The 24143-nt window shown below is 42.2% G+C and carries 24 protein-coding genes and 1 other RNA gene; 3 read left to right on the top strand and 22 right to left on the bottom strand.

The window, feature by feature from the left end:
• Positions 1-12 precede the first annotated feature (12 nt).
• From AC3E8G_RS07145 to AC3E8G_RS07095, 11 genes are all read right to left on the bottom strand, one after another.
• Positions 13-645, bottom strand: a complete 633-nt coding sequence (locus AC3E8G_RS07145; RefSeq protein ID WP_154854813.1) for a response regulator transcription factor — start codon at positions 643-645, stop codon at positions 13-15.
• Positions 623-1642: an envelope stress sensor histidine kinase LiaS gene (locus tag AC3E8G_RS07140; RefSeq protein WP_490677347.1), complete on the bottom strand. Its 1020-nt coding sequence runs from the start codon at positions 1640-1642 to the stop codon at positions 623-625. The genes AC3E8G_RS07145 and AC3E8G_RS07140 overlap by 23 nt, the downstream gene beginning before the upstream one ends.
• Positions 1639-2334 (bottom strand): cell wall-active antibiotics response protein LiaF, encoded by a 696-nt coding sequence (gene liaF, locus AC3E8G_RS07135; protein ID WP_048691924.1) that lies wholly within the window; start codon positions 2332-2334, stop codon positions 1639-1641. The genes AC3E8G_RS07140 and liaF overlap by 4 nt, the downstream gene beginning before the upstream one ends.
• Positions 2335-2463: 129 nt before the next feature.
• Positions 2464-4335 (bottom strand): Stk1 family PASTA domain-containing Ser/Thr kinase, encoded by a 1872-nt coding sequence (gene pknB, locus AC3E8G_RS07130; RefSeq protein WP_154854817.1) that lies wholly within the window; start codon positions 4333-4335, stop codon positions 2464-2466.
• Complete coding sequence (locus AC3E8G_RS07125) at positions 4332-5072, bottom strand: Stp1/IreP family PP2C-type Ser/Thr phosphatase (RefSeq protein ID WP_154854820.1); 741 nt, start codon at positions 5070-5072, stop codon at positions 4332-4334. The genes pknB and AC3E8G_RS07125 overlap by 4 nt, the downstream gene beginning before the upstream one ends.
• A gap of 21 nt (positions 5073-5093) precedes the next feature.
• The gene (gene rsmB, locus AC3E8G_RS07120) at positions 5094-6407 is read right to left on the bottom strand and encodes a 16S rRNA (cytosine(967)-C(5))-methyltransferase RsmB (protein WP_154854823.1); all 1314 of its coding nucleotides are present in this window, start codon (positions 6405-6407) and stop codon (positions 5094-5096) included.
• A complete protein-coding gene (gene fmt, locus AC3E8G_RS07115; RefSeq protein WP_154854826.1) occupies positions 6397-7332 on the bottom strand; it encodes a methionyl-tRNA formyltransferase in 936 nt (311 codons plus the stop codon). The genes rsmB and fmt overlap by 11 nt, the downstream gene beginning before the upstream one ends.
• A gap of 11 nt (positions 7333-7343) precedes the next feature.
• On the bottom strand, positions 7344-9734 hold the full coding sequence (locus tag AC3E8G_RS07110; RefSeq protein WP_490677346.1) for a primosomal protein N': 2391 nt from the start codon (positions 9732-9734) through the stop codon (positions 7344-7346).
• 62 nt (positions 9735-9796) lie between these two features.
• Positions 9797-10111 carry a DNA-directed RNA polymerase subunit omega gene (gene rpoZ / locus AC3E8G_RS07105; protein WP_343094242.1) on the bottom strand — a complete coding sequence of 105 codons (315 nt, stop codon included), beginning with the start codon at positions 10109-10111 and terminating at the stop codon, positions 9797-9799.
• A gap of 24 nt (positions 10112-10135) precedes the next feature.
• Positions 10136-10762, bottom strand: coding sequence for a guanylate kinase (gene gmk, locus AC3E8G_RS07100; RefSeq protein ID WP_490677345.1), 627 nt, complete (start codon positions 10760-10762; stop codon positions 10136-10138).
• A 210-nt stretch (positions 10763-10972) separates the two neighbouring features.
• Positions 10973-12580, bottom strand: coding sequence for a ribonuclease Y (locus AC3E8G_RS07095; protein WP_414286643.1), 1608 nt, complete (start codon positions 12578-12580; stop codon positions 10973-10975).
• 270 nt (positions 12581-12850) lie between these two features.
• Here AC3E8G_RS07095 and AC3E8G_RS07090 point away from each other — a divergent pair, with 270 nt between their 5' ends.
• The gene (locus AC3E8G_RS07090) at positions 12851-13333 is read left to right on the top strand and encodes an S-ribosylhomocysteine lyase (protein WP_006596848.1); all 483 of its coding nucleotides are present in this window, start codon (positions 12851-12853) and stop codon (positions 13331-13333) included.
• 43 nt (positions 13334-13376) lie between these two features.
• Here the strand turns inward: AC3E8G_RS07090 and AC3E8G_RS07085 are convergent, their stop codons facing one another.
• The 5 genes from AC3E8G_RS07085 to AC3E8G_RS07065 form a co-directional block, all read right to left on the bottom strand.
• The gene (locus AC3E8G_RS07085; protein WP_414286645.1) at positions 13377-14816 is read right to left on the bottom strand and encodes a cell division site-positioning protein MapZ family protein; all 1440 of its coding nucleotides are present in this window, start codon (positions 14814-14816) and stop codon (positions 13377-13379) included.
• On the bottom strand, positions 14813-15985 hold the full coding sequence (locus AC3E8G_RS07080; RefSeq protein ID WP_414286647.1) for a THUMP domain-containing class I SAM-dependent RNA methyltransferase: 1173 nt from the start codon (positions 15983-15985) through the stop codon (positions 14813-14815). Before AC3E8G_RS07080 ends, AC3E8G_RS07085 begins: the two co-directional genes overlap by 4 nt.
• A gap of 64 nt (positions 15986-16049) precedes the next feature.
• Positions 16050-16415: RNase P RNA component class B (gene rnpB / locus AC3E8G_RS07075), an RNA gene on the bottom strand.
• 22 nt (positions 16416-16437) lie between these two features.
• Positions 16438-16782, bottom strand: a complete 345-nt coding sequence (gene gpsB / locus AC3E8G_RS07070; RefSeq protein WP_006597079.1) for a cell division regulator GpsB — start codon at positions 16780-16782, stop codon at positions 16438-16440.
• Between the two features lie 69 nt (positions 16783-16851).
• On the bottom strand, positions 16852-17379 hold the full coding sequence (locus tag AC3E8G_RS07065) for an SLOG family protein (protein WP_195348301.1): 528 nt from the start codon (positions 17377-17379) through the stop codon (positions 16852-16854).
• A gap of 66 nt (positions 17380-17445) precedes the next feature.
• Between AC3E8G_RS07065 and recU the strand changes: the two genes are divergently transcribed.
• Positions 17446-18039: a Holliday junction resolvase RecU gene (gene recU / locus AC3E8G_RS07060; protein WP_490677344.1), complete on the top strand. Its 594-nt coding sequence runs from the start codon at positions 17446-17448 to the stop codon at positions 18037-18039.
• Positions 18040-20172 carry a penicillin-binding protein PBP1A gene (pbp1a, locus tag AC3E8G_RS07055; protein WP_414286649.1) on the top strand — a complete coding sequence of 711 codons (2133 nt, stop codon included), beginning with the start codon at positions 18040-18042 and terminating at the stop codon, positions 20170-20172.
• Positions 20173-20225: 53 nt separating this feature from the next.
• Here pbp1a and pepC read toward each other — a convergent pair whose 3' ends face one another.
• The 6 genes from pepC to AC3E8G_RS07025 form a co-directional block, all read right to left on the bottom strand.
• Positions 20226-21563, bottom strand: coding sequence for an aminopeptidase C (gene pepC, locus AC3E8G_RS07050; RefSeq protein WP_490677343.1), 1338 nt, complete (start codon positions 21561-21563; stop codon positions 20226-20228).
• A 68-nt stretch (positions 21564-21631) separates the two neighbouring features.
• Entirely contained in the window at positions 21632-22183 is a 552-nt protein-coding gene (locus AC3E8G_RS07045) for a GNAT family N-acetyltransferase (RefSeq protein ID WP_490677342.1), read from the bottom strand.
• Positions 22184-22267: 84 nt separating this feature from the next.
• Positions 22268-22744, bottom strand: coding sequence for a hypothetical protein (locus AC3E8G_RS07040; RefSeq protein WP_490677341.1), 477 nt, complete (start codon positions 22742-22744; stop codon positions 22268-22270).
• A gap of 119 nt (positions 22745-22863) precedes the next feature.
• The gene (locus AC3E8G_RS07035) at positions 22864-23205 is read right to left on the bottom strand and encodes a DUF2185 domain-containing protein (RefSeq protein ID WP_490677340.1); all 342 of its coding nucleotides are present in this window, start codon (positions 23203-23205) and stop codon (positions 22864-22866) included.
• Between the two features lie 81 nt (positions 23206-23286).
• Positions 23287-23487 carry a hypothetical protein gene (locus AC3E8G_RS07030; protein WP_006153032.1) on the bottom strand — a complete coding sequence of 67 codons (201 nt, stop codon included), beginning with the start codon at positions 23485-23487 and terminating at the stop codon, positions 23287-23289.
• Positions 23488-23504: 17 nt separating this feature from the next.
• Positions 23505-24143, bottom strand: coding sequence for an endonuclease V (locus AC3E8G_RS07025; RefSeq protein ID WP_490677339.1), 639 nt, complete (start codon positions 24141-24143; stop codon positions 23505-23507).

The following is a 24143-nucleotide window of genomic DNA, read 5'->3' as shown; positions in this document are numbered from 1 at the left end:
GCATGTTTTTGACTAAAAATCTTCCTGAGAGACCAAGTGATGTTGGAAGGCATAAACTACTGCTTGGGTACGATCGCTCACTTCTAATTTTGACAAAATATTCGACACGTGCGTCTTGACCGTCTTTAATGAAATGAATAATTCATCAGCTATCCGTTGATTTTCATATCCCTTGGTTAGCAAAGCCAAGATATCTCGTTCACGCGCGGTCAAGTCATCATGGAGTTCCACGTGATTTTTTCGATACTCAACTTTTTGGCTGACCTCTGTCTCAATCGCCAACTCTCCTTGTTCCACCTTACGAATGGCCCGTAAAATTTCCTCTGCACTAGAGGTTTTGAGCATATATCCCTTGGCTCCCGCATCCAAGACAGGGTAGATTTTTTCATTGTCCAGATAAGACGTTAGGATCAATATTTTTGCATCTGACCACTCCTTCAGGATGGCGAGTGTCGCTTCAATCCCGGTCATATGTGGCATGACAATATCCATAATGATGACATCTGGTCGTTCTTGTAAGGCTATCTCTACACCCTCTTGACCATCACTAGCCTCTAGGACTTGATCAATCCCATCTTGCATACTTAAATAGCTTTTCAATCCTAAACGGACCATCTCATGATCATCTACTAGTAATAATTTCATCATTTTCTCCTTCTACTAATGGCACTTTAATATCAATGGCCACTCCCTTTTTAGGACTGGTCAAAATCTTAATTCTTCCAGCCATGTCATCTACTCGATCTTGAATATTTTTCATACCATAACTTAGTTCACCCAAAGATTCTGGATCAAACCCCACTCCATCATCTGCTAATTTTAGATGGAGAGATTGTTCAGTTTGCAACAGATAAACATCCAAGTGCTTCGCATGGGCATGTTTCAATGTATTGCTTACAACTTCTTGCACAATCCGGAAAATATGCTCTTCTATTGTTTTAGGGAGTCTTTGAACATCGTGTTCAAAATGAACTTCTAAATTACTCTTTTCTTGTAGTTCTCTAAAAATCACCTGGAGACCTTCTACCAAGTTTCGACCTTCTAATTCTGTCGGCCGCAGGTGTAATAAGAGAATCCGCAAATCGTTTTGAGCAGTGTTTAGAATTTCTGTAACTCCCTTCAACTGTTGCCCGACTTTAAGCAGTTGAAGAACCTGATCCTGACTGGCTACACCGGACAAAATCATATTAGCTGCAAATAATTCTTGGCTCACCGTATCATGGAGATCTCGAGCAATTCGCCTGCGTTCTCTTTCCACAATCTCTTCTTCATTTTGCATGACTCGATTTTCTGTACGTTGCAAATTTTCTGTCAGGCGTTTGAGCTTACGATCCAAGCGTTGAAAATCTTCATTAATTTCTTTGTTTTCTCCAAATTTTAGCTTCTTGCCTTCGAGCAAGTTTCTCAGATTTTTTTGGACGGTGTTCATGATTGTAAATTGAATCAATTTAATCAATAAAATCATCAAAATAGTAAGAGCAAGCGTCAAACCAAAGCCAATAAAAAGAAATGCACGAAGCTTTGATAAATCTTCCAATAGATAAGCCCACTGAAAGTCAAAGAGACCAAAGATCGAATGGATAATTACAGCTAGAATTAAGACCGTATAAAGGAAGATTAAAAGATAGTCTGTTCGTTTCATCCTCTGACGACCTCCACATCTCCTACAATCCCCGCAATAACAAGCTTCACTGTTCGATGGGAACTGCGATAATTCGGCGTCTCCATGCTTACTGTCTCATTTCTCAATTTTCTAGGTTTTTGAGAGAAGAGGCGCAATTCTCCATACAAGGTATTCACCTGCAAGCTCAGCTCCACATCCACTGGCAAAATAATTTTCGTATTGCCAAACATCTTTCTCATGATGATGACATTGTCATGATTCACAACAATCACTTCGTCTAAATGGATCGTATCCCGCCCCACTAAACGAGTAATCGTTAAATCACGAAAATGGCAGTTTACCTTTGAAAAATGATGCAGATCCCCAATCCAAGGCGTTTTCTCTTGTCGGATTTCTACATCTTCCTCATAATCTATCTTCACTTCTTCGTTTTCACGGTAAAAATAGGGATAAGCCACCAGCATGGCATAGACAACAGCAAACAAAAGCGCAGCGATGACATAAGGATTTAACATGACAATAAAAAACAGCAGAATGCTGGATGCCACTAAAAGAAAGTTACTCCGCTGTTTTCCGATGTAATAATATAATAGAAGCAAGCACAGAACCACGATTAGGACGATACGAGATATATTTCCCGCTAAAATAGTGATTGCAGCCATGGTGAGTAACAAAGCTTCGACAAACACAAACAATTGAATCTTCCACATAATTGAACCTCTCTATTCTATTTTATCAAAATTCTATAGGATTCGCTTCCGCCTCTAGAAGGATTCATTCCAACTCTCTCTTTACTAAAAAAACCAGACCGATGGGTCTGGTTTTATAAGGTCATCATGTTAAGATTCTGGTTCAGTAGTAGCCGAAGGTTCCGTATTGGAATGGGATTCTACTGTTGTAGAGGTTGAACTTTCTGATGAACTACTTGAAGCTTTCGTGCTACTTGATGGTTCCGTCTTCGGTTCGTATACAGTCAAGACAATGCGAGTCTTTTTAATATCGATGCTCGATTGAGCTTCTGGAGTCTGACTCACAATATGACCAGGTAAGACTTCTACTCCGTCCGGCAGATGCGATGTAGTCTTCCGTTCAATATTTGCTTCCTTCACCCCGTAGATCTGAACGAGATTAGAGACAGCAAATTCATAATTAGAACCAACATAACTTGGTAACTCGATCGAATTACTTTCCTTCGATACTTTCAGAACAACCTTGGTATTAGAAGTCAAATCATATTTTTGACCAGCAGCAGGAGATTGCTCAAGCACAATTCCTGGCTCCACTTCATTGGTCTCGACTTCTTCAATCGAAATAAGCTTGCTAGAAAGCTTATAGGTGGTTTTCAGATCGTTTTCCGCATCTTCTCTAGACCTACCAGTATAGTCCGGCATATCAAAGGTGCTTGGCCCTTTCGAGACAACCAAATCAACCTTGCTGTTTTCCTTTTTCTGAGCTCCTGCATTTGGATTGGTACGGATTACATAACCCTCCAGCACCGAATCACTGTATTCTTCTTTTTCGTCTCCCACTTGAAGATCCTGATCTTCAATGATAGCACGCGCTTCTGCTACCGTTTTTCCAGATACATCCGGCACTGTTTTGTTGGCTGGACTCATATAAAGAAGAAAGGCAAAGGCAGCCAGTACCAAAGCTAGGGCTACAAACAAAACCTTGTAGCGCGTCCGCAAACGACGACGTGGCTTATTTTTTGGAGAAACTGGAGCTGTTCGATCCTCTGAAGCCACTGGTCGGTCCTCATGAGCTGTAGGACGAGCCTCTGATGTTGGAAGTGGAGCCGGTTTTGGAACCACGTTTACCTTTGGTAGGGTCTTGGTATCCGCTTTTGAAGCGTCATCAAAGACTAATTTTTTCTCATTACGGCGTTCATAAGATAAGCAGCTTGACAAGTCGACATACATTTCAGCTACCGACTTATAGCGATCGGATAGTTTCTTTGCTGTTGCCTTAATCACCACATTTTCCAAAGCCTGCGGAACATTTTTGTTCTCTTCAATGATGGACGGAAGTGGTTTTTGGAAATGTTGCAGCGCAATGGTCACTGCACTATCCCCATCATAAGGGATATGCCCCGTCAGCATTTCGTAGAAAATGATCCCCATTGCATAGATATCACTTTGAATAGAAGCTTTCGATCCTCTGGCTTGCTCTGGTGATAAATAATGAACCGAACCCAACATAGAGTTGGTCTGGGTGAGACTGGTCTCTGCAAAGGCTACTGCAATCCCAAAGTCAGAAACCTTGGCATTTCCGTCCGATGTTAAAAGGACATTTTGAGGCTTCAAATCACGGTGAATAATGCCTTGCGTGTGCGCCAAGCGCATAGCAAGAAGAATTTGCCCCATCAAGCGAACAGCTTCTTCATTTGAGAGAGGAGCATTTTCTTTGATATAGCGTTTCAAGTCCAAACCAGCGACATATTCCATCGCCAAGTATTGCTGGCCATCCTCTTCACCGATATCCGTGATCCGAACGATATTTGGATGATCCAAATCTGCCATCGCTTTGGCCTCTCGTTGAAAGCGTGCAACTGCAATTGGATCTGTTTGGTAATTGGTCCTCAGTACTTTAACTGCAACTTCTTCACCATCTAAGATTAAATCCCGAGCGAGGTAGACATCTGCCATCCCTCCACGCCCGATTTGACGGATTATCTTATATCGTCCGGCAAAAATTTTGCCGATTTGAATCATGCCACATCCTCCTCAGCAAAGCGAATCAGTACAACTGTAATATTGTCCAAACCGCCAGCATTATTCGCAAAGCGAACCAAGGTTTTTGCCTTTTCTTCAACCGATAAATCGCTAACAACGATATCACGGATTTCATCGCCAGAGATCATATTGGTTAATCCATCACTATTAATAACAATGAAATCTCCCGCTTCAACCGTAACCATACCAAAATCCGGTTGCAATTCATCTTTTTGTCCAATGGATTGGGTGATGATATTGCGTTGGGGATGATGAGCTGCCTCTTCTTCCGTAATCTGTCCGGCCTTGAGCAAGGCGTTTACTAAAGAATGGTCACTGGTTAATTGATGGTATTCCCCATTACGCACGAGTCCAATTCGGGAATCCCCTACATGCGCAAATAAGACTTGGTCATCAATAACGGCAACAGCTTCGAGAGTTGTTCCCATTCCTTTATGTTCTTCATCTTGACCAATGCGATGGATCTGCTGGTTTTCTTTTTCCAGATACTCCGCAAACCACTCTCTGACTTCGTTAATGGTGCTGATTTCAGTCGCTACCCAAGCAGCGCCGAGATCGGTAACAGCCATCTCGCTAGCAATATTACCAGCACGATGCCCCCCCATCCCGTCAGCTAGAAAAACCATGGATTTTCCCGCTTTATTTTTATATTGATTTGCATAGTCTTGGTTATTTGTCCGTCTTTGACCTACATCGGTTAAGATAGAAATTTCCATACTGTCCGTATCCTCCTGAGATTACGATATTCTTCGAAAACGACTAATAAAGAAACCATCGCTTCCATACAATTCTGGTGTAATTAAAATACAGCCATCTTTCAGAATATCTTTTCGTTCATGATCTAATGGCACGAGTTCAAAATTTGGATGGGTTTTTAAAAACTGGTCAACCACATCAAAATTCTCTTCTCCTATAATTGTGCATGTACTGTAGACTATTATACCATCTTTCCGCACACTTTGACAAACTCCATCCAATATTTCCAATTGAATCGCCTGTAGATACGCAAAGTCAGCATTGTCTTTATTGTACTTGATGTCTGGCTTACGGCGGATCAAACCAATCCCAGAGCAAGGGGCGTCTACCAAGATTTTATCAAAAGCATCTGCTCCAAAAGCTTCAAAGACCTGGCTGGCATCCAGTTTTTTTGTCTGGATTTTATCTGCAACTCCCAGACGTTCCGCGTTTTCCTGAATTAATTGGAGCTTATGATCGTACAAGTCCAAGGCTGTGATCTTCCCATCTACTAGATAAGAAGCTAGATGGGTGGTCTTGCCCCCAGGTGCTGCACAGGCATCTAATACCTGGTCTGATGGTTGGACCTCTAAAGCCGGAGCGACCAATTGACTGGTCTCATCTTGAATGGTTAGTTTCCCTTGTTTGAAGTAATCAGAGCCCGCAAAATAGCCATTCTCCTTTACGAGGGCAGTTGAAGCCAATAAAGAATCCGAAGCCTGCAATTGCTCCTTGATGTCTTCTTTTTGATCCAGATCGACAACACGAACACTGGCCTTGTTGCGAACATAGAGACTCTCAAAAATCGCAATGGCCCGCTGTTCACCATACTCGTCCATCAACTTTTTCACCAACCAAACCGGAAGAGAATAGCGGATTGAAAGTCGTTTGTTGATTCGTTTAATCTGGTCAATTGATGGAAGCTCCTCTCGTAGCATTTTCCGTAAGAGAGCATTGACATATTTTTCACTCCCCTTCTTCCGTTGCTTGGCAAGCTCTACTGCTTCATGGACAACAGCATGGGGAGGAATCTTCTCCAGATAGACGAACTGATAGAGGCTCATCAATAAAAGATGATAGATCCAGGGATCTACCTGGTCTCGATCAACGACAAAGTGCGATAGATACCATTCCAAGGTTAGTTTGCGTGAAACCGTCCCATAGACGATTTCGGTTACTAGACTTTTATCCACATCTGACAAGGTTGCCTTGCCCAAGGATTTTTTGAGGGCGATATTTGAAAAAGCACCGTCCTGGAAAATCTCTCCTAGAGTAGATAGGGCCACCCCTCGTGCAGTCTGCATCTTATTTACCAAATTGATCACCTACTTGCAGTTGTCGCCCCAAACCATTTAAGAAATCTCCGACAGCCATCTTGGGTTTACCAGCTGGCTGAACAAGGGTCAAGGCTAAGGCTCCCTCACCCGTCGCAACAACGATTTCATTTTTATGGAGAGCTAAAATTTCTCCTGGTTCTCCTTGACCTTCACACGGTTTTGCTTGGTATATCTTAAAGCGTTCACCCTTCCATAGAGTATGGGCAACTGGCCAAGGATACATGCCTCGAACTTGGTTAAAGAGTTCACGGTTGGTCCGTGTCCAATCCAGGCGTTCTTCTTCTGGCTTGATATTTGGAGAGAAGGTGACTTGTTGGGGATCCTGCGGTTGTGGCTTAAGCTCTCCCGCAAGGTAAGCTGGCAGAGTTTCTAAAAGAAGATCCCGGCCAACAAGAGCCAATTTCTCAAATAGGGTTCCCACATTGTCTTCCTCTAAAATAGGGATGGCGCGAGAAGAAATCATATCTCCAGCATCCATCTCTTTGACCATTTCCATGATGGTCACACCAGCTTCTTTATCCCCATTCATGATGGCATAATGAATAGGCGCTCCACCACGGTATTTTGGAAGAAGAGAAGCGTGCACGTTGACAGAAAACTTCATCGCCTCTAACAAACGACTCGGCAAAAACTGTCCAAAGGCTGCTGTGACAATACCGTCTACTCCCAAAGCCAATAAGTCTTCTAGTTCTTGGCTTCCAGATAGTTTCTCCGGCTGGTAGATTGGCAAGCCCGCTTCTAAAGCCGCTTCTTTTACTGGTGTCATTCGAATTTCTTTTTTACGACCAACTGCTCGATCTGGTTGAGTCACAACGGCTAGAATCTCATAGCGTTCATCAGAAATCAAGCCTTTTAAGACTGTAGCTGAGAAATCAGGCGTTCCCATAAATAGTATTTTTGTCATTTTTTCTCCTTCTACATAAAACTTTGCGGTTCATTGTCAATGCTGACTCGAAGATCTTGATTTTCCCGCTCTTGAGTATAGTCCAAAATCTGATTTAAAACCTGTGGTAAGTGGTCTTCAAACCGGTACTTCAACAGAATCTGGTAATGGAATAGATTATGCGTACGAGCAATCGGTTTTGGCGTTGGTCCCAAGATTTGGACCTGATCGGACAGACCTGCTTTCAACAGATCCATCACCTGATAAGCTTTTTTAACCACGACCTCTTCTTTTTTGTGAGAGAGGGTCAAACCTACCGTGTAATAATAAGGTGGATAACCTAACTGGTGGCGCACCTTCATTTCATAGGCATAAAACCCTTCATAATCTTGGCGTTCCGCATATTCAATGGCATAATGATGAGGATTATAGGTCTGGATCAGAACCTGTCCTTCTTTATCCGCACGACCAGCCCGCCCTGCTACCTGGGTTAACAGTTGGAAGGTCCGCTCTGACGAGCGAAAATCAGGCAAATTTAGGGCTGTATCAGCATTGAGGACACCGACTAGCGTTACATTGGGGAAATCCAAACCCTTGGCGATCATCTGGGTCCCCAGTAAAATATCGGCTTGTCCTTGGCCAAACTGGTCCAACAAGGTCTCGTGACTCCCTTTTTTCCGAGTAGTATCAACGTCCATCCGCAGAATACGAGCCTCGGGGAAAATTTCTTGTAGCTCATCGTAGGCCTTCTGGGTCCCCGTCCCGTAATAACGAATCGATCGACTTTGGCAATTAGGGCAGACTGTTGGGATGGCCTTGTGGTAATTACAATAATGGCAATCCATCGTCTTGGTATCCATGTGAAGGGTCAAGGAGATATCACAATTCGGACAGGTATCTACATGACCGCACTCCCGACACATAACAAAGCTGGAATAACCCCGGCGATTGAGCATGAGGACGACTTGCTCTTTTCGTTGCAGACGTTCTGCTATCGCTTCTAGCAACTTAGGTGTATAGGTTCCTGATTCTTGCTGGCCAATATAATCCCTGAAATCAATCACTTCCACCTCTGGAATACGGGCAAGAGGATTGGCTCGTTGGGTCAATTGAAGAAATTCATAGACTCCTTTTCCTGCACGGGCTCGTGTTTCTAGACTAGGTGTCGCCGACCCCAAGACCAAAACAGCTTGGTGATACTGAGCTCGTAACAAGGCCACTTCACGCGCATGGTAGCGAGGATTGCTATCTTGTTTATAGGTAGCCTCATGTTCTTCATCGATAATAATGGCCCCTAGGTTCTTCAGAGGTGCAAAGATGGCAGACCGCGCTCCTACGACCACTTGAGCTTCTCCACGTTCAACACGTCTCCACTCATCGTATTTTTCACCGTTGGATAGACCTGAATGAAGGATGGCCACTCGATCCCCAAAGCGAGAAATGAAGCGATCCGTCACTTGAGGCGTCAAGGAAATTTCAGGAACCAACATAATAGCTGTTTTCCCCTTATCCAGCACCTCTTGGATGATTTGGAGGTAAACTTCCGTCTTTCCACTTCCTGTCACCCCTTCTAGCAAGAAGGGTTTGGAAGGTTGCCCAATTTTGCTGGTTACCGCTTGAACCGCTCGTTCTTGTTCAGCATTTAAAACCAAGGCCTCTGTCGACTCTTTGTCTTTAAAGTAGGCAGCCGCACGATTGACTTCTTTTTCAAAAATAAGCAAGGCACCCTGGTCGATGAAATAGTTCACCACTGGACGAGAGAATTCCGCCAATAAATCACTCAAAGGTGCTTCTTCTTCCTGACCTTGGACAAAGTCTCGCAAGGCCAAGCGCTTTTTAGCATTCTTGGCGATTTCCAAATTTTCAAGTAGGGGTTGATTTACCCGATACCATTTTTCTGTTTTGATATGTTTACGATCCACAGCTTGGTATTCTACTTCCAACTCTCCCTTACGAGTCAGTCGCATCATTCGTGCTTGAGCATCAATATCCAAAGAAGAAAAGGCCAAGCTAGTCGCTGTTCCAAAAATGTCTTCTCGATCTTCTGGCGATAGCAGTTCTGTCGGATGGAGAATTTTGTCATAGGAAGAATTTAAAACACTCGGTAACATGGCTTTCAAGAGGGTGATCTTGTAGGCAAAAACCGTCTTTCGCAACTGATCTGCCAGCCAAAATTGCTCCTCTCCTAGAACCGGTTGGTAGTCTAAGACCTCCACGATACTTTTCAATTCTTGATCTTGAGCTGCTGGAGTGGTCTCTTCAAGGCCAACCACAATCCCTTGAATGAGCCGATTTCCCTTTCCAAAGGGAACATGCACTCGCATTCCTTTTTCCAAGAAAGGAGAAAACTCTTCTGGTACCTGGTAGCTATAGGGCTTGTCTGTTTGCATCAAGGGAACATCAACGATGACTTGTGCTAGCATGCTTCCACCTCCTTCCTGTCCTAGCGCTAAATAGCAAAAAATAAGATTGAGCGAACCCAACCTTAAATTTTTTCACCATCTTCTTTTTCTTTCGCGATTTGTTCTTTAATTTTACGCTCTTCTTCTTCTTTACGCAAGCGTTCTGCTTCGATTCGACGACGAACCGCTTCACGCTTCCCTTCTGGATCTGGATGGATAGTTACATTCCCAGATTCAATCTCTTCCAAGGCACGAAGCGTAGATTTTACAGATTTGAATTCTTGTGTTGGAGTTGCTCCAGCTTCTAATTCGTGAGCACGTTTTGCTAACAAGATTACGAGTGAATATTTTGATGGTACCTTGTCAAGTAAGGTATCAATAGAGGGTTTAAGCATCATTTGTTTGTACCTGTTTTCTATAGTTTATCGAATAGTCGGAGACTTTGGTAGCATATCCTGATAGTGACCGATAACACGATCCACACGGAAATGTTCAGCTTCAATCACACGTTTGACACGTTCTGCAGCAAGAGGAATATGGTCATTGACAATAGCATAGTCATACTCACGCATCAAAGCAATTTCTTCTTTGGCTTTTTCAATCCGCTGGGCAATGACTTCCGCACTATCTGTGCCGCGTCCAACCAAACGGTCTTGCAATTCATCCAAATCTGGAGGAGTTAAGAAAATGAAGACGGCATCTGGTACCTTTTTCTTGACCTGCAAAGCCCCTTGCACCTCGATTTCAAGGAAAACATCGATCCCTTTATCGAGGGTTTCGTTCACATAGGTCAAGGGAGTCCCATAGTAATTGCCAACATATTCAGCATATTCGAGCATTTGACCTTGACGAATCAACTCCTCAAATTCTTCACGTGTCCGGAAGAAATAATCTACTCCGTCCACTTCGCCTGGACGTTGTACACGCGTTGTCATCGATACTGAGTATTGAAATTGATTATCTGAGCTTTCAAAAATCTCACGTCTAACCGTTCCTTTCCCAACACCTGAGGGCCCTGAGAAAACGATTAATAATCCTCGATCCGCCATTTTGTCTCCTTCGCTGTCTTTCTATCTAGTGTAACAAAAATAGAAAGATTTTTCAACAGATTTTTCCTTGAGGCAAGGCCCTAACCACTTCTCTGCCAATGAACCATTTCATCTGTGCTAAGCCATTTTTAACACGACTCACAAAAAAATAGCCAACTAAGGTTGTTCCACCTTAGCTGACTATCTTTTATATATGGCTTTTAACAAGCTCTATTTTGCATAATCAATGGCACGTAATTCACGAATAACGGTTACCTTGATGTTACCAGGGTACTCCAAGTTGGACTCAATCTTCTCACGGATATCATGAGCCAAGATGGTCAACTTATCATCCTTGACTTCTTCAGGGCTGACCATAATTCGAATTTCACGACCTGCTTGCAAGGCAAAGCTGGTCTTAACTCCCTCAAAGCCATTTGCAATTTCTTCAAGATCTTGCAGGCGTTTGATGTAGCTTTCAAGAGACTCGCTCCGGGCACCTGGACGCGCTGCACTCAAGGCATCTGCTGCTGCAACAATAACTGCGATGACACTTTCTGGTTCGACATCACCATGGTGACTGGCAATCGTATTGACAACAACAGGGTGCTCTTTGTATTTACGAGCTAATTCAGTACCAATTTCTACGTGGCTACCTTCTACCTCACGGTCGATGGCTTTACCAATATCATGAAGGAAACCAGCTCGACGAGCCAAGGTAGCATTTTCACCAAGCTCACTAGCAATAATACCAGATAACTTAGCAACCTCAATGGAGTGACGCAAGACGTTCTGTCCATAAGAAGTTCTGAATTGCAAGCGTCCCATAATCTTCATCAAATCAGGATGTAGATTTGGTGCGCCAATTTCATAGGCTGCTGCTTCACCATATTCACGAATCCGTTGGTCAATTTCCAAACGGTTCTTCTCTACCAACTCTTCAATCCGAGCTGGATGGATGCGACCATCTTTCAAGAGACTTTCCATGGTCATTCGTGCGATTTCCCGACGAATCGGATCAAATGCAGACAGGGTGACTACTTCTGGAGTGTCATCAATAATCACATCCACACCTGTCAAGCTTTCGAAGGTTCGGATATTTCGACCTTCGCGACCAATAATCCGGCCCTTCATTCCATCATCTGGTAAATGAACCGTTGAGTTGGTCTGTTCTGCCACAAAATCCCCGGCCATCCGTTGCATGGCTTGAACCAGGATATCTTTTGCAACTTTATCTGAACGTTCTTTCACTTCCACTTCTGCTTCTCGAATTCGAGTCTCAATCTCTTTGGAAAGTCGTTCTTCTGTTTGCGTTAAGATAATATCACGTGCTTCCGATTGAGTCAGAGAAGCAATTTTTTCTAATTCTTCTTCTTTCTTCTTTTCTAGCTCATGTAATTGTTCTTCACGCGCATCAATGTGTTTAGTTCTATCTGAAAGACTTTGCTCTTTTTGTTCAAGAGCTTGCTCTTTGCTCGTAAGATTGTCATCTTTGCGATCAAGATTATTCGAACGTTCCGCTAAGCGGGTTTCTAATTGTTTTAATTCTTGACGCTCTGATTTAAACTCAGCATCGACTTCTTCTCGATATTTTCTGGCTTCTTCCTTTGCCTCCAAAAGTGCTTCTTTTTTAAGTGAACTAGACTCGTGCTTAGCTTCTTTCAAAATCAAATCAGCTTCGCGCTCTGCCTGTCCACGTAAATTCGTTGCTTCTTGTTCAGCATTTAAAAGAGTAAGTTCTGCAGCCTCTTTCGATGCTTTCATCTTGACTGAGATCCCTACATATCCAATGACTAAACCAATGATTGCGGCAAAAACAATTGCAATTCCAAATTCCATGTTTTTACCCCTAATCTAATGAATAGTTGAATTAAAAAATTCTTTATTATTTTATCATATTTTTACAAAATTAACAAACAAATTTTCTAGCGAAAACTAATCTATTTCTGCTATTATTCTAATGCTTCTTTCCTTTGATTCTAACGGAAAAACACCCTAAAAACAAGCTTCTGAATCTTATTTCAACGGCTACTTGCCTCTCTCTTCTCTTATGTTTTCATCCACTGACAATTGTGCTATAATCAAGAAAAAAGAAATTGAGGAAGATACATGACGAAAGAAGTTATTGTGGAAAGTTTTGAATTAGACCACACTGCTGTAAAAGCCCCTTACGTCCGCCTAATCGGAGAGGAAACTGGACCAAAAGGAGATGTCATCTCAAACTACGATATCCGCTTGGTTCAACCAAATGAAGACTCTATCCCGACTGCTGGTTTACATACAATTGAGCATCTATTAGCTATGTTGATCCGTAAACGCATTGATGGAATGATCGATTGTTCCCCATTTGGGTGTCGTACTGGCTTCCATATGATTATGTGGGGACAGCACGATCCAAAAACCATTGCACAAGTGATTAAATCCTCCCTAGAGGAAATTGCTGAAGCGACAAGCTGGGAAGACGTGCCAGGAACGACGATTGAATCTTGTGGAAACTATAAAGATCACAGCCTCTTTTCTGCCAAAGAGTGGTGCAAATTGATTCTCGAACAAGGTATTTCTGACGATCCATTCACACGCCATATCGTATAAAAAACAAAAGACTTCTCTTTGAAAGAGAAGTCTTTTTTAATTCTTAATAATCCAATGCATCGGAATGGCCTTTTCCGTTTCCGACAAAGTAGCCTGTTTTAGCATTGATACTAAACAAATAAGTTCCATCTGGCTTAAAGAGGTTGTAATAACCATTGCCGTTGATAATATTCACGCGTTCTAAGATGTATTGATCCCCAACGATATGACCACGTTCCCGGGCAATCTTCAGAACTTTCTCCAAAATACCAGGATTAAAGGTCCACGCAGGATTGTTTACATCGTCAAGCGCTGCTTGGTTGTATGGCACCCGGCTCAAGTTTCGTTGAAGTGGCACACCAGTACTTTGAAGACCAAAGCCAGAATAGCCTGGGTTCACTCCGCCTGTCGTGTTGCCTTCAGTAGCTGGGGCTGGGGTAGGAGCAGGACTGGTTACCGTTCCTGAAGAAACTGCATTTCCACCTGCAGCACTGCCACCACCATCTGTCACAGGTGCTGGAGTGGCAACTTGTTGTGATCGTCCTTGAGCTGCAGCATCTTTCAACAATTGGTTCAACTGTGTATTAGCTGTTGACGCATCTGAAAAGACTGCATCACTCTTTACCTGAGCCTTGGTATCGATGACCCCATCCTTAATAACTGGGCTGGTAAACTGAGAGTTAACTGTTTGAATAGCAGAAACCTGCTTCACCAATTCATCGTATTTACTTTTGGCTGCATCGTATTCTTTGGTGTCTTTCAATTTTTCCAAACTGGCTTTTAGTTTTTCCAAATTACCAAAAGAATCATTTTTCAATTTCGTCTGCGTGTCATCTGTATAGAAGGCTGCATACTGATCATTAAAGTCCTTCAGCAAAGCCTCTGTATTCGCGCTCGTTGAGGAAGAAGAACTAGAGGACTTCTTGCTAGATGAGCTAGTAGAAGAGACGACTGTCGTTTCCCCTTTAGACTGGTTACGGATCCATTGATAAGACAACCAACTAGCCGTAGCAACTGCTGTCAGAGCTAAAACTGAAAACAAAATTGGTTTGACCCGGCTTTTTTTCGGTTCTTCAGGAATCTCAATTTCTTCATCCACATATGGTTCTGTTGGCTCTGGACCAAACTTAATTTTTGCAGGGCGTTCCCCAGGAATTGGATCTGGAATGCGAGCAGATGCAACCTCTTTTTTAGCTGCTTCTGCTGAGCTTGCTTCTGTTGCAGGTTCTTCATTTGGAATTGACTCTGTTGCTTCCACAGTGACTGCTTCCTCTGCCTCAGCCAACATTTCCTTTTGCATGACGATGGTATCAAACTTGTGAGCTTCGATTTCGTCACGGTGCTGTTTGATGTATTTATCGAGGACATTGTCTGTTTCCTTGACCCCTGCTTCGATTTCTTCAGCTTTGCGGTTCGCTTGGCCAATCGTCATCTCTTTGGCGTCCTTAAAATCAAGAACTGACTCTGCCTCTTGGCTCAATTGCTGTTTATCTTCTTTTGTCATATGTTTCCTTTCTCACTAGTCGCTTGTCGACGTACCCGCTCCCCAAAGAACTGATACAAGTCAACCTTTAAGGTTCCGTTATATAATTTTCGTTTTTTGTCCGCTTGTCGGCCAAACTTCTTCTCAAAATTTTCATCGCTGGTCAAGATAAATTTGCTCCAAGTCTTCAAGGGCTCAAAGACCTCTCCCATTTCAGCGTACAATTTTGTCACCCCAGCATCATCAGATAAGCGTTCACCATACGGTGGATTGGAGATAATGACTCCATTGATCTTCTCTGAGCGCAAATCTTGCACCCGCATTTGCTTAAAGGTGATATCGCTCGCAACTCCAGCTTTTTGAGCATTTTCTTTGGCAATCTCAACCATCCGCGCATCAATATCAGTTCCCATGATATCTAGGACAAGGTCCCGATTGATTTTTTTACTAGCCTCTGTGCGAACTTCTTGAATCAGACGATCGTCGACCCAATTCCACTCTTCAAAAGAGAAGGTTCGTCTCAAGCCCGGCGCTATCTGGCGAGCCATCATCGCTGCTTCGATACAGAAGGTACCTGATCCACAAGTCGGATCAACCAAGGGCTTATCTGGATACCAATTGGAAAGTTGAAGAATGGCAGCCGCCATATTTTCCTTAATGGGTGCACCCCCTTTTTCCGTCCGATAACCACGTTTGAAAAGGCTACTACCAGTGGTATCGATTAGAATGGTCGCTTGATCCTTCAAGATGGAAACTTCAATTTTAAATTCAGCTCCATTTTCAATCAATGGAACGCCTTCCGGACGAGCATAGTGTTTTTGCAACTTTTTGACAACAGCCTTTTTCGAAATGGCTTGTACACTCGGTTCGTTATGCAGTTTGGATTTGACACATTTTGCTTTGGAGATAGGGAAACGCGCTCCTAAAGGGAGGTATTGGTCCCAATCCAAGGCAAAAACTCCTTGAAAGAGTTCTTCAAAGGTGCGGGCAGAAAAGGATCCTACTACGATCTTGATTCGGTCAGCAGCACGCAACCAAAGATTGGTTTCGATGATGGCACGAACATCGCCTTTGAAACGGACTCGTCCATTTTCCACTTGGCAATCGTAGCCTAGCTCTCGCAATTCACGCCCAACCACTGCTTCTAATCCAGCGGCAGCTGTCGCAATTAATTCAAATTGTTTTTTCATTTATTCCCCATTGTTTAAAAAAGGAGGTTGAGATTTCTCTCCCCCTCGCCACCTATATGCAATTTTCTATAAGCCATGTTTTGTTCCAGAAATGACTAGGTACCATTTCCTTCGATAATCATCTGTCTACTGTTTCCAGTCAGAATGCTATGTTCGTTTCCATGCATCCCATGCCCCGACCAAAGTTTGGGTTGCTAGCTTGAGGGGTTTACCGCGTTCCACTTTTTAGGTTTCCCTAAAAACTACGTCACTGTGGCACTTTCAGAGCTAGTAGAACTTATCCTAAGACTTAGCCCGTTCGCTCGCCGTAACTTGAAGATCAAGTCCCTAGGCTTATGGATTCACCTAGCACAAACACTACAGGCATCACAGCCTGTGCTAGCATGGACTTTCCTCATGAGAGAAAGCTCTCACGCGATTATCCAAAAATTGCACGATTCATCTTTTATGTCTTAAAAATCACGATCTACGACTTGTTTCCCAAAGACTTCTTTTTCTAGACGATTTAAGCGTTTCAAAATATCGAAGTTTGTCGTAGTAGTGACCTGAGGAAACTCATGCTTTGGAGCAGATTCAGGAACTGATGGACTCGGAGTTGCTTGGCTCGTTTTCTTCGCTAATTCTTCACGGAGCCGAGCATTTTCTTCTTTCAATTCCTTCACTAAGGCAGCATAGGTTTCATAGTCTTTGATGACATCATCCAAAAACTCATTTACCTCAACTTTACTAAATCCACGAACTTCTTTTTTGAAATCTTGATCAAAAATATCTTTCGCAGTAAAAATAATACTTGCCATCATTCTCTCCGTTCTAGTTAATCATAATCATTATATAAAAAATGAGGAGAAAAAATCAAGGTAAATCACTTATTTTTCGTAAATTTTTTCCGCTACTTCATTTAAGTCATCAAAGTTTAATCTTTTGACATGATACTGATCCATTTCTAGCATCATTTTGTAAAGATATTTGAGATTTGTTTCATGTTCTGGATCGTAAAATAAATAAGCACCATCTGTATTTTCTAACAAAAAGGTATTGTATTCTTTAAATTGGCCTGGCTGACTGTAAGAGGGATAGGCATACTTGACAAAATCAACCTGTTTAAAGCGACTAAGGAGTTCTTGATTGGCCTCATTCCAGTTCTCTCCTTGGTTTTCAAACATAAAAATCGTGGCCAACTGTATCTCGTATTCTTTTTTTAATTCCTGGGCAACCTCTAAGGCCCAGGCTTCAAAACCTAGATTCCCCGTAAAAATCAGCCACTTAACGCCCTCCTCCAAAAAACGGACTAAATCCCTGCGAATCGCCTCTTTAATAATGGGAAGTCTAGGGTCCTTAGCTGTCAGAATTCCCAATTCAAACGCCTTATAACCTGTAATCAGTAAACTATTCATTATTTCCCCTCCCTTCTTCATTTTGTGATATAATAGAGTGATGTAATTGTACCAATAAGGAGAATTATGGTCAACTATCCTCACAAACTTAGCAAGAAATCCTCTTCGCCTATCCAGAGAAAGCAAAGTGTAAACTTTGCCAATCGAGGGATGACATTTGAAAAAATGATTAATGAGAGCAATCAGTACTACCTTTCTAGAGGGCTAGCGGTGATTCATAAAAAGCCGACACCCATCCAGATTGTAAAGGTGGACTATCCTCATCGCAGTCGGGCAAAGATCGTAGAAGCTTATTTTCGCCAGGCGTCTACCACAGACTATTCTGGTGTTTATAAAGGACACTACATTGATTTTGAAGCAAAAGAGACCCAGCAAAAACAGTCTATGCCGATGAAAAATTTTCATCAGCACCAGATTGATCACATGGCTGCGGTCGTCCAACAGGGAGGAATTTGTTTTGTGCTCTTGCATTTCGCAATGCTCAATGAGACCTATCTACTGCCCGCTCCTTCCTTAATCGACTTTTACAACATCGATCACGGCAGTAAATCTATGCCATTGACCTTTATACAGGAAAATGGTTATCGTATCGAGACAGATCGCCTTCCAAGCGTCCCTTATCTCGATATTATCGAACAGAATCTACTAGGCGGTAATTAAATGAACAAACAAACAGTTATCCAGTGGTTAAAATATGCAGCGATTGCGGCTATTTCCTTATTTTTCCTTTTACTCATCCTGGGTGGATTGGTATTTGGATACTATGCCTCAAAAGCACCGACTCTTTCTGAGAAAGACCTCATTGCAACGACATCCAGTAAAATTTATGACAATCAAAATAATCTGATTGCTGACCTGGGGGCTGAAAAACGAATCAACGTAAAAACAAATGAAATCCCAACCGACTTGGTCAATGCGATTGTGGCGATTGAAGACCACCGCTTTTTCAACCACAGAGGAGTCGACTTTATTCGTATCGGGGGAGCCTTCTTCAGTAACCTTCGAGGAGGTCGCCAAGGGGGATCTACTCTTACACAGCAGTTGATCAAGCTCACTTACTTCTCTACTTCTTCGTCCGACCAAACCCTATCTCGGAAAATCCAAGAAGCTTGGCTTGCTACTCAATTAGAACAAAAAGCAACCAAACAAGAGATTTTGACCTACTACATCAATAAAGTCTATATGTCTAACGGAAACTACGGAATGCAAACAGCTGCTCGTAGCTACTATGCAAAAGACTTGAAGGACCTTTCTCTTCCACAAGTAGCCCTATTGGCCGGAATGCCTCAGGCACCCAACCAATACGATCCTTATACCAATCCGGAAGCTGCTCTCCAACGCCGAAATCTTGTTCTCAAAGAAATGTTGGATATGAAGTCCATTACAAACGAACAGTACGAAAGTGCCGTCAATACACCTGTTACAGATGGCTTGCAAAGTCTAACCGGCTCAAGCAACTATCCTGCTTATATGGATAACTACCTCAAAGAAGTCATCCAACAGGTCGAAGAAGAGACAGGCTACAATGTCTTGACAACTGGTATGGATGTCTACACCAACGTCGATACCGCAGCTCAAAAACGTCTGTGGGATATTTACAACTCTGACGAATATGTCAATTATCCAGATAATGAGTTGCAAGTTGCTTCTACTATTATTGACGTGACAAACGGAAAAGTCATTGCTCAGTTGGGATCCCGTCATCAATCATCTAATGTGTCCTTCGGTACCAACCAAGCTGTCGAAACGAACCGAGACTGGGGCTCTACAATGAAACCTATCTCAGATTATGCTCCCGCTATCGAATACGAAGAATATAACTCCACTGGAGTAACCATTCCTGATACACCTTACAACTTCCCTGGTACAAATACACAAATTTACAACTGGGATAGACAGTACTATGGCAATATCAGCATGGTCTATGCGCTCCAACAATCCCGTAACGTTCCAGCGGTCCGGGCTCTTGAAAAAGTCGGTTTAAAGAATGCTCAGAAATTCTTGAGCAGCATCGGAATCGATTATCCAGAAATGGTATATGCAAATGCCATCTCAAGTAACACTAGTGACTCTAGCAACAAATACGGGGCTAGCAGTGAAAAAATGGCCGCTGCTTATGCAACCTTCGCCAATGGAGGAACCTATTACAAGCCTCAATATGTGAATCGGGTTGTCTTTAGCGATGGTACAACGAAGAACTTCGAAACCTCTGGAACACGAGTGATGAAAGAGACGACAGCTTACATGATGACAGATATGTTGAAATCAGTTATCACAGCTGGTACAGGATACAATGCAAATATTTCTGGTCTTTATCATGCTGGTAAAACAGGTACCTCTAACTATGCCGACAATGAATTGAGAAAACTGACAAAAGATTACAGTTACTCAAGCATTGTGACACCGGATGAATTGTTTGTGGGCTACACAACGCAATATTCTATGGCTGTTTGGACAGGATATACCAATCGCTTGACTCCAGTCCTAGATGATGGAATCAAAGTCGCGACGGATGTCTACAAACAAATGATGCTGTATTTGTATGAGCAATACGGATCGGGTAGCGTAGACTGGACCCAACCAAGTGGCGTATACCGTAGCGGTTCCTACCTCTATGTCAATAATGGTAAGAATAACTACAATTACTACTATTACGAGCCAAGCACCGTCAGTCAAGAAAGTGAAACGACGGAAGAAAGCTCAAGCTCATCTAGCTCTACGAGTACAGAAGAAAACGCAGATCATCACTCTGAACCATCTTCAAAAGAAAACGAAGCAGAGCGAGACAACTAAGATCGAACAGAAAAACACGATTGTTCATAAACAATCGTGTTTTTTTATATTTGTTACTTAGAAGCCAAGGCCCCCATCGGATCCCATGGAGCGAGGACGATTGGCTCTGCCTCATAAGCAGCCAATTCTTCCGCTGTCAACAGTTCCTTGCGGACAACGATTTGGTAGGTGTATTCGTCCATCCAGGCGTCAGAAGCAACAAAGTAGCCATCTGTTCCGACTTTATCTCCCCAAGAATTCTCAACCTTCCATTTGAGAGGACGTCCAGCTTCGTCCAGATCTACACCAGTCAAGACCATGGCATGGGTCATGAGACTTTCCGCATAATCCAAACGCCCTGCCTTATCTTGAGTCAGCTGGATATCCATTCCCGCTTCAAAATCATAGACATCTGTCGCAAGGATTCCAGCTTTCCGGTTGCTAACTTGGCCGACATCTGATCCAAACCAAACAGTTTCCCCAGCTTTCATTTGGGAAATGGCCAATTCTTTCAAGCGCTCCATCGGAACATTGAGGTAGCGGACTTCACGGCTACCGACCACATTCCCCAGCATCTCAACTGTGTAGGACTGGCCATAAGGCTTGTCTGCCGTAGGCGCATTGATAACAGAAACGTAGTCCTCCAACTGAAGATCCACATATTTTTTGTAAAAGCTTTGAGGTGTCAAGCCAGACTCTGTGTGGAAGTTATTGTCCTTATCACGATAAGAGAAACTAAATGTACGAGGGGGCAAGCCCAGTGACATAGCTAAGAAATTAAAGATTTCTTGGAGGAGCTCTTCTTTCTTGCTTTGAACCGTTGCTTGATCTGCTCCACTCGCAAGCAATTCGCGCAGGATCTGCGCATCTTGACGCAATAATTTGTTTAAGTAGGTATTGAGCTCCCGGCTATTGCTAGATGAGATGGATTCTGGATAGACAGACTTGGGTACGACCCCATACTTTTCAAAGAGGGAAACGACCATATCCCATTGACCACCATCTTGTTGAGGGGTTTGAAGGAGGAAGGCCACCTTGCGGCTGGTCAAATCCTGGTCCGCTGTCGCAATGATTTGTTCCAAGAACCAGTTGGATTTTTCGTACTTGTCCCAGAAGAAGGTATGAGCTTGAGACAACTCAAAATCCTCTAATTGGAAGCTGGCAATCATTTTATGACGGAAGGTATTCAGAGCCGCAAACATCCAGCAACGACCTGAAGCTTTCTGATCCGTCACCTTGTCCTTGGTTAAATCAAGAGAAAAGACGGGTGTATTTTCAATTGCACTTTTGCGTGTCTCTAAAGCCGCATGAATCCCATTGTGGGTGATGGCATTTTCAAGAGCCGCAAATTTCACATTTGCTTGGTAATTCGCATAGAGTTGATCTGTAAACTCTTTTGTTAATTCTGACATAAGATTCTCCTTTGTAAAGCTACTTACCATTATAGACCATTGACCAAAATCTTCAAGTAAAAATTGTTTTAAAGGTCAGAAGAATGGATAGTGTAGATGATTTGATCTCCGACATAGCCTTTTCTGACGACAGCATTTGGGAGAGTTTCAAGATATTGCATTCCAGCTTTTGCCATTACCCGTCCCGAAGCAGGGTTCAAACTGACATACTTGGCTTGAACCTCCTTGAATCCTACCTCTACCAATAAAAAGTATAAAACAGCCTGGAGAGCTTCTGTCATCATACCTTGACCCCAAAATTTTTTCCCTAGAATATAGCCGACTTCACACAGTTCTTTTTGTGGATCCTGAGAAACGACGCTGATATCACCTATCACTTGTGAGGGATCATCTTTCTTGCAAATCGCCCATTTGTAGGCGTTTTCCTCTTGGTAATGAAGGATCCATCTCTCAATTGAAGCTCGAGTCACTTGAGGATTTGGATGGGGATCCCAAGTCACATATTTAAGATTATCTGTATCAGATGCCCAATTTTCAAACATTGCCTTTGCATCCTCTACAACAAAGCATCTTAGTAATAAACGCTTGGTCTTCAGTTCAATAGTACCTAATTTTCTCATTCTCTTTCCTCCTATCCTGTTTTAAAAAAGTCGGCTCAACCGACTTTTCTTTCCTATCAACGCCAAAAATTATCAAATGATACTTTACTCCTCTTCTGTCGGCAAATAATCTAGATTTATTGGTTTAGGATTTAAACGTTTCAATACTAATTCATAAAAAAATTTATTATTTAACCTATCAGGTGAACTTAAAGTAAAGTTATTCATAATTAGTAACGGAATAAATTCTGAACCAATTGTATTATAACCCGTCAAATACTCTAACCCATAATTTAAGTTTTTTGGATTTTCAGTACCAACAGTCCAGTAGGCTCCTTTGGCTTGTAAGCGAAAAACCTCACCAAGATAAACCCAGCTATTAAAGAAATCGTCAATATTTTCAGGATCATTTTTGACATCATTCTCTCGAACGAATTGCGCCAAATCCTTCAAGCTTTCTAAACTCATATCTAGATGATAACCTTGCTTACTAGCTTTTTGCTTTATTGCATCCAAGGTATCATCAATATAAAACATAAATTCCTCAAAATTTTCCTGTATTTTTTCTTTCTCTAATGCCATTTAAAACTCCTAAATCATCCCATCATTCGGCTTGCCATTTTCTCAAAAAACTATTCTACTTTCGCTGACAAATTCTCTTACTCTAGATCATAAAGTCTTAGATGAGATACAAATGATACTCAATTAACAATTTCTTCGATTGTAGTTTCTCTATCTTTCACTAAATCATAAAATCCTACATGAACGCCCTCCTCATAAAGCCAGCACAAATCAGTGCCGAATGGGGCTTCAAAAATTTCCAACATAACAGGAGCAATTTTTGCAATGCTGTTTGCTCCTAAAATGGTGAAATTTTTTGAATCAGCCAGGTAAGCTTCATCATCTTTGATTGATAAGAGTGTCCAGCCATTTAATTGTGGAATAGCAGCTTCCTCACGATAGGAATAGCGAATAGCTTTTCCATCAAGAATATTATTTGAAACAACAAAACCACCAAAATCATTGTTATTGATTTCTACCATCTTCTCACCTCTTTTATTATACCTTTTCTGATTAGTTCTTCAGAAATATCCTTTCATAAAGTCTAGTACCATTTCCCAGATTTATTTTTTGATCATACTTTCTATCCCTTTGAAAAGAATTTCTGAAATAGCTTCTGGATAGCCTTCGTAGCCATTCTGTTCTGAAAGGGCATCAATGATATTTCTAATTTGACCATCCAATATAATGGTTACTGCAGGAACGAGTTCATCTGAACCTTCTTTTTTAAACATCTCTTGCATAATTGATACTTTGTTACTCATATTTGCTCCAATCTTTTTTATATTTTTCTCTTATTTCTCTCTCGATGTGACATAATATCAGCAAATCGAGTCGTGATTGGTAATCGGCTATCTTTCGTCACAAATTCTAAAACAAATTTCCGGGTCGTTTCCAGATCAATCCAATTCCCACAAGAAATATAGATGGGCTTGACATCTTGATGAGTCCGTAAAACTTGCCCATGAATTTCACCGTCTTTTACAATATTTGTATAAGCTCCCTCACGATTTTCAGGGACAGTATATTGCGCTCCATCAATATGGTAATAGTTTTTAGCGACGCCAATCGTTGGCTTATTCAAGTAGAAAGAAGCGTGAGTCGCAATCCCCATATTGCGCGGATGCAAATATCCATTTCCATCAAACATATACAAATCTGGCTTACTATTTAAAAGCTTTACTGCTTCTAAAATCAAAGGCAACTCTCGAAAAGCTAGATAACTTGGAAGATATGGAACTCGGATTTCATCAGAGTAACTCACTTCCTCCAACACTTCCATAGTTTTACGATTGATGACAACGATACAGGCTACACCGTATTCCTTATCTCCTTCTTTCCAATAGGCAAGGTCCACTCCTGCCACATACTGGATATCAGAAGGTATGAAACGATTCGTTAAATCAATCTGAGATCTCAA

This window comes from Streptococcus sp. SCPM-O-B-15294 (M123) (genome assembly GCF_058200455.1).
Note: the sequence above shows the minus strand (reverse complement) of the source record. Positions and strands in the feature narration are given on the sequence as shown.

Coding starts and splice junctions, on each gene's coding strand:
- AC3E8G_RS07145 (WP_154854813.1), bottom strand. CDS start 645: ATGAAATTATTACTAGTAGATGATCATGAGATGGTCCGTTTAGGATTG.
- AC3E8G_RS07140 (WP_490677347.1), bottom strand. CDS start 1,642: ATGAAACGAACAGACTATCTTTTAATCTTCCTTTATACGGTCTTAATT.
- liaF (WP_048691924.1), bottom strand. CDS start 2,334: ATGTGGAAGATTCAATTGTTTGTGTTTGTCGAAGCTTTGTTACTCACC.
- pknB (WP_154854817.1), bottom strand. CDS start 4,335: ATGATTCAAATCGGCAAAATTTTTGCCGGACGATATAAGATAATCCGT.
- AC3E8G_RS07125 (WP_154854820.1), bottom strand. CDS start 5,072: ATGGAAATTTCTATCTTAACCGATGTAGGTCAAAGACGGACAAATAAC.
- fmt (WP_154854826.1), bottom strand. CDS start 7,332: ATGACAAAAATACTATTTATGGGAACGCCTGATTTCTCAGCTACAGTC.
- AC3E8G_RS07110 (WP_490677346.1), bottom strand. CDS start 9,734: ATGCTAGCACAAGTCATCGTTGATGTTCCCTTGATGCAAACAGACAAG.
- rpoZ (WP_343094242.1), bottom strand. CDS start 10,111: ATGATGCTTAAACCCTCTATTGATACCTTACTTGACAAGGTACCATCA.
- gmk (WP_490677345.1), bottom strand. CDS start 10,762: ATGGCGGATCGAGGATTATTAATCGTTTTCTCAGGGCCCTCAGGTGTT.
- AC3E8G_RS07095 (WP_414286643.1), bottom strand. CDS start 12,580: ATGGAATTTGGAATTGCAATTGTTTTTGCCGCAATCATTGGTTTAGTC.
- AC3E8G_RS07090 (WP_006596848.1), top strand. CDS start 12,851: ATGACGAAAGAAGTTATTGTGGAAAGTTTTGAATTAGACCACACTGCT.
- AC3E8G_RS07085 (WP_414286645.1), bottom strand. CDS start 14,816: ATGACAAAAGAAGATAAACAGCAATTGAGCCAAGAGGCAGAGTCAGTT.
- AC3E8G_RS07080 (WP_414286647.1), bottom strand. CDS start 15,985: ATGAAAAAACAATTTGAATTAATTGCGACAGCTGCCGCTGGATTAGAA.
- gpsB (WP_006597079.1), bottom strand. CDS start 16,782: ATGGCAAGTATTATTTTTACTGCGAAAGATATTTTTGATCAAGATTTC.
- AC3E8G_RS07065 (WP_195348301.1), bottom strand. CDS start 17,379: ATGAATAGTTTACTGATTACAGGTTATAAGGCGTTTGAATTGGGAATT.
- recU (WP_490677344.1), top strand. CDS start 17,446: ATGGTCAACTATCCTCACAAACTTAGCAAGAAATCCTCTTCGCCTATC.
- pbp1a (WP_414286649.1), top strand. CDS start 18,040: ATGAACAAACAAACAGTTATCCAGTGGTTAAAATATGCAGCGATTGCG.
- pepC (WP_490677343.1), bottom strand. CDS start 21,563: ATGTCAGAATTAACAAAAGAGTTTACAGATCAACTCTATGCGAATTAC.
- AC3E8G_RS07045 (WP_490677342.1), bottom strand. CDS start 22,183: ATGAGAAAATTAGGTACTATTGAACTGAAGACCAAGCGTTTATTACTA.
- AC3E8G_RS07040 (WP_490677341.1), bottom strand. CDS start 22,744: ATGGCATTAGAGAAAGAAAAAATACAGGAAAATTTTGAGGAATTTATG.
- AC3E8G_RS07035 (WP_490677340.1), bottom strand. CDS start 23,205: ATGGTAGAAATCAATAACAATGATTTTGGTGGTTTTGTTGTTTCAAAT.
- AC3E8G_RS07030 (WP_006153032.1), bottom strand. CDS start 23,487: ATGAGTAACAAAGTATCAATTATGCAAGAGATGTTTAAAAAAGAAGGT.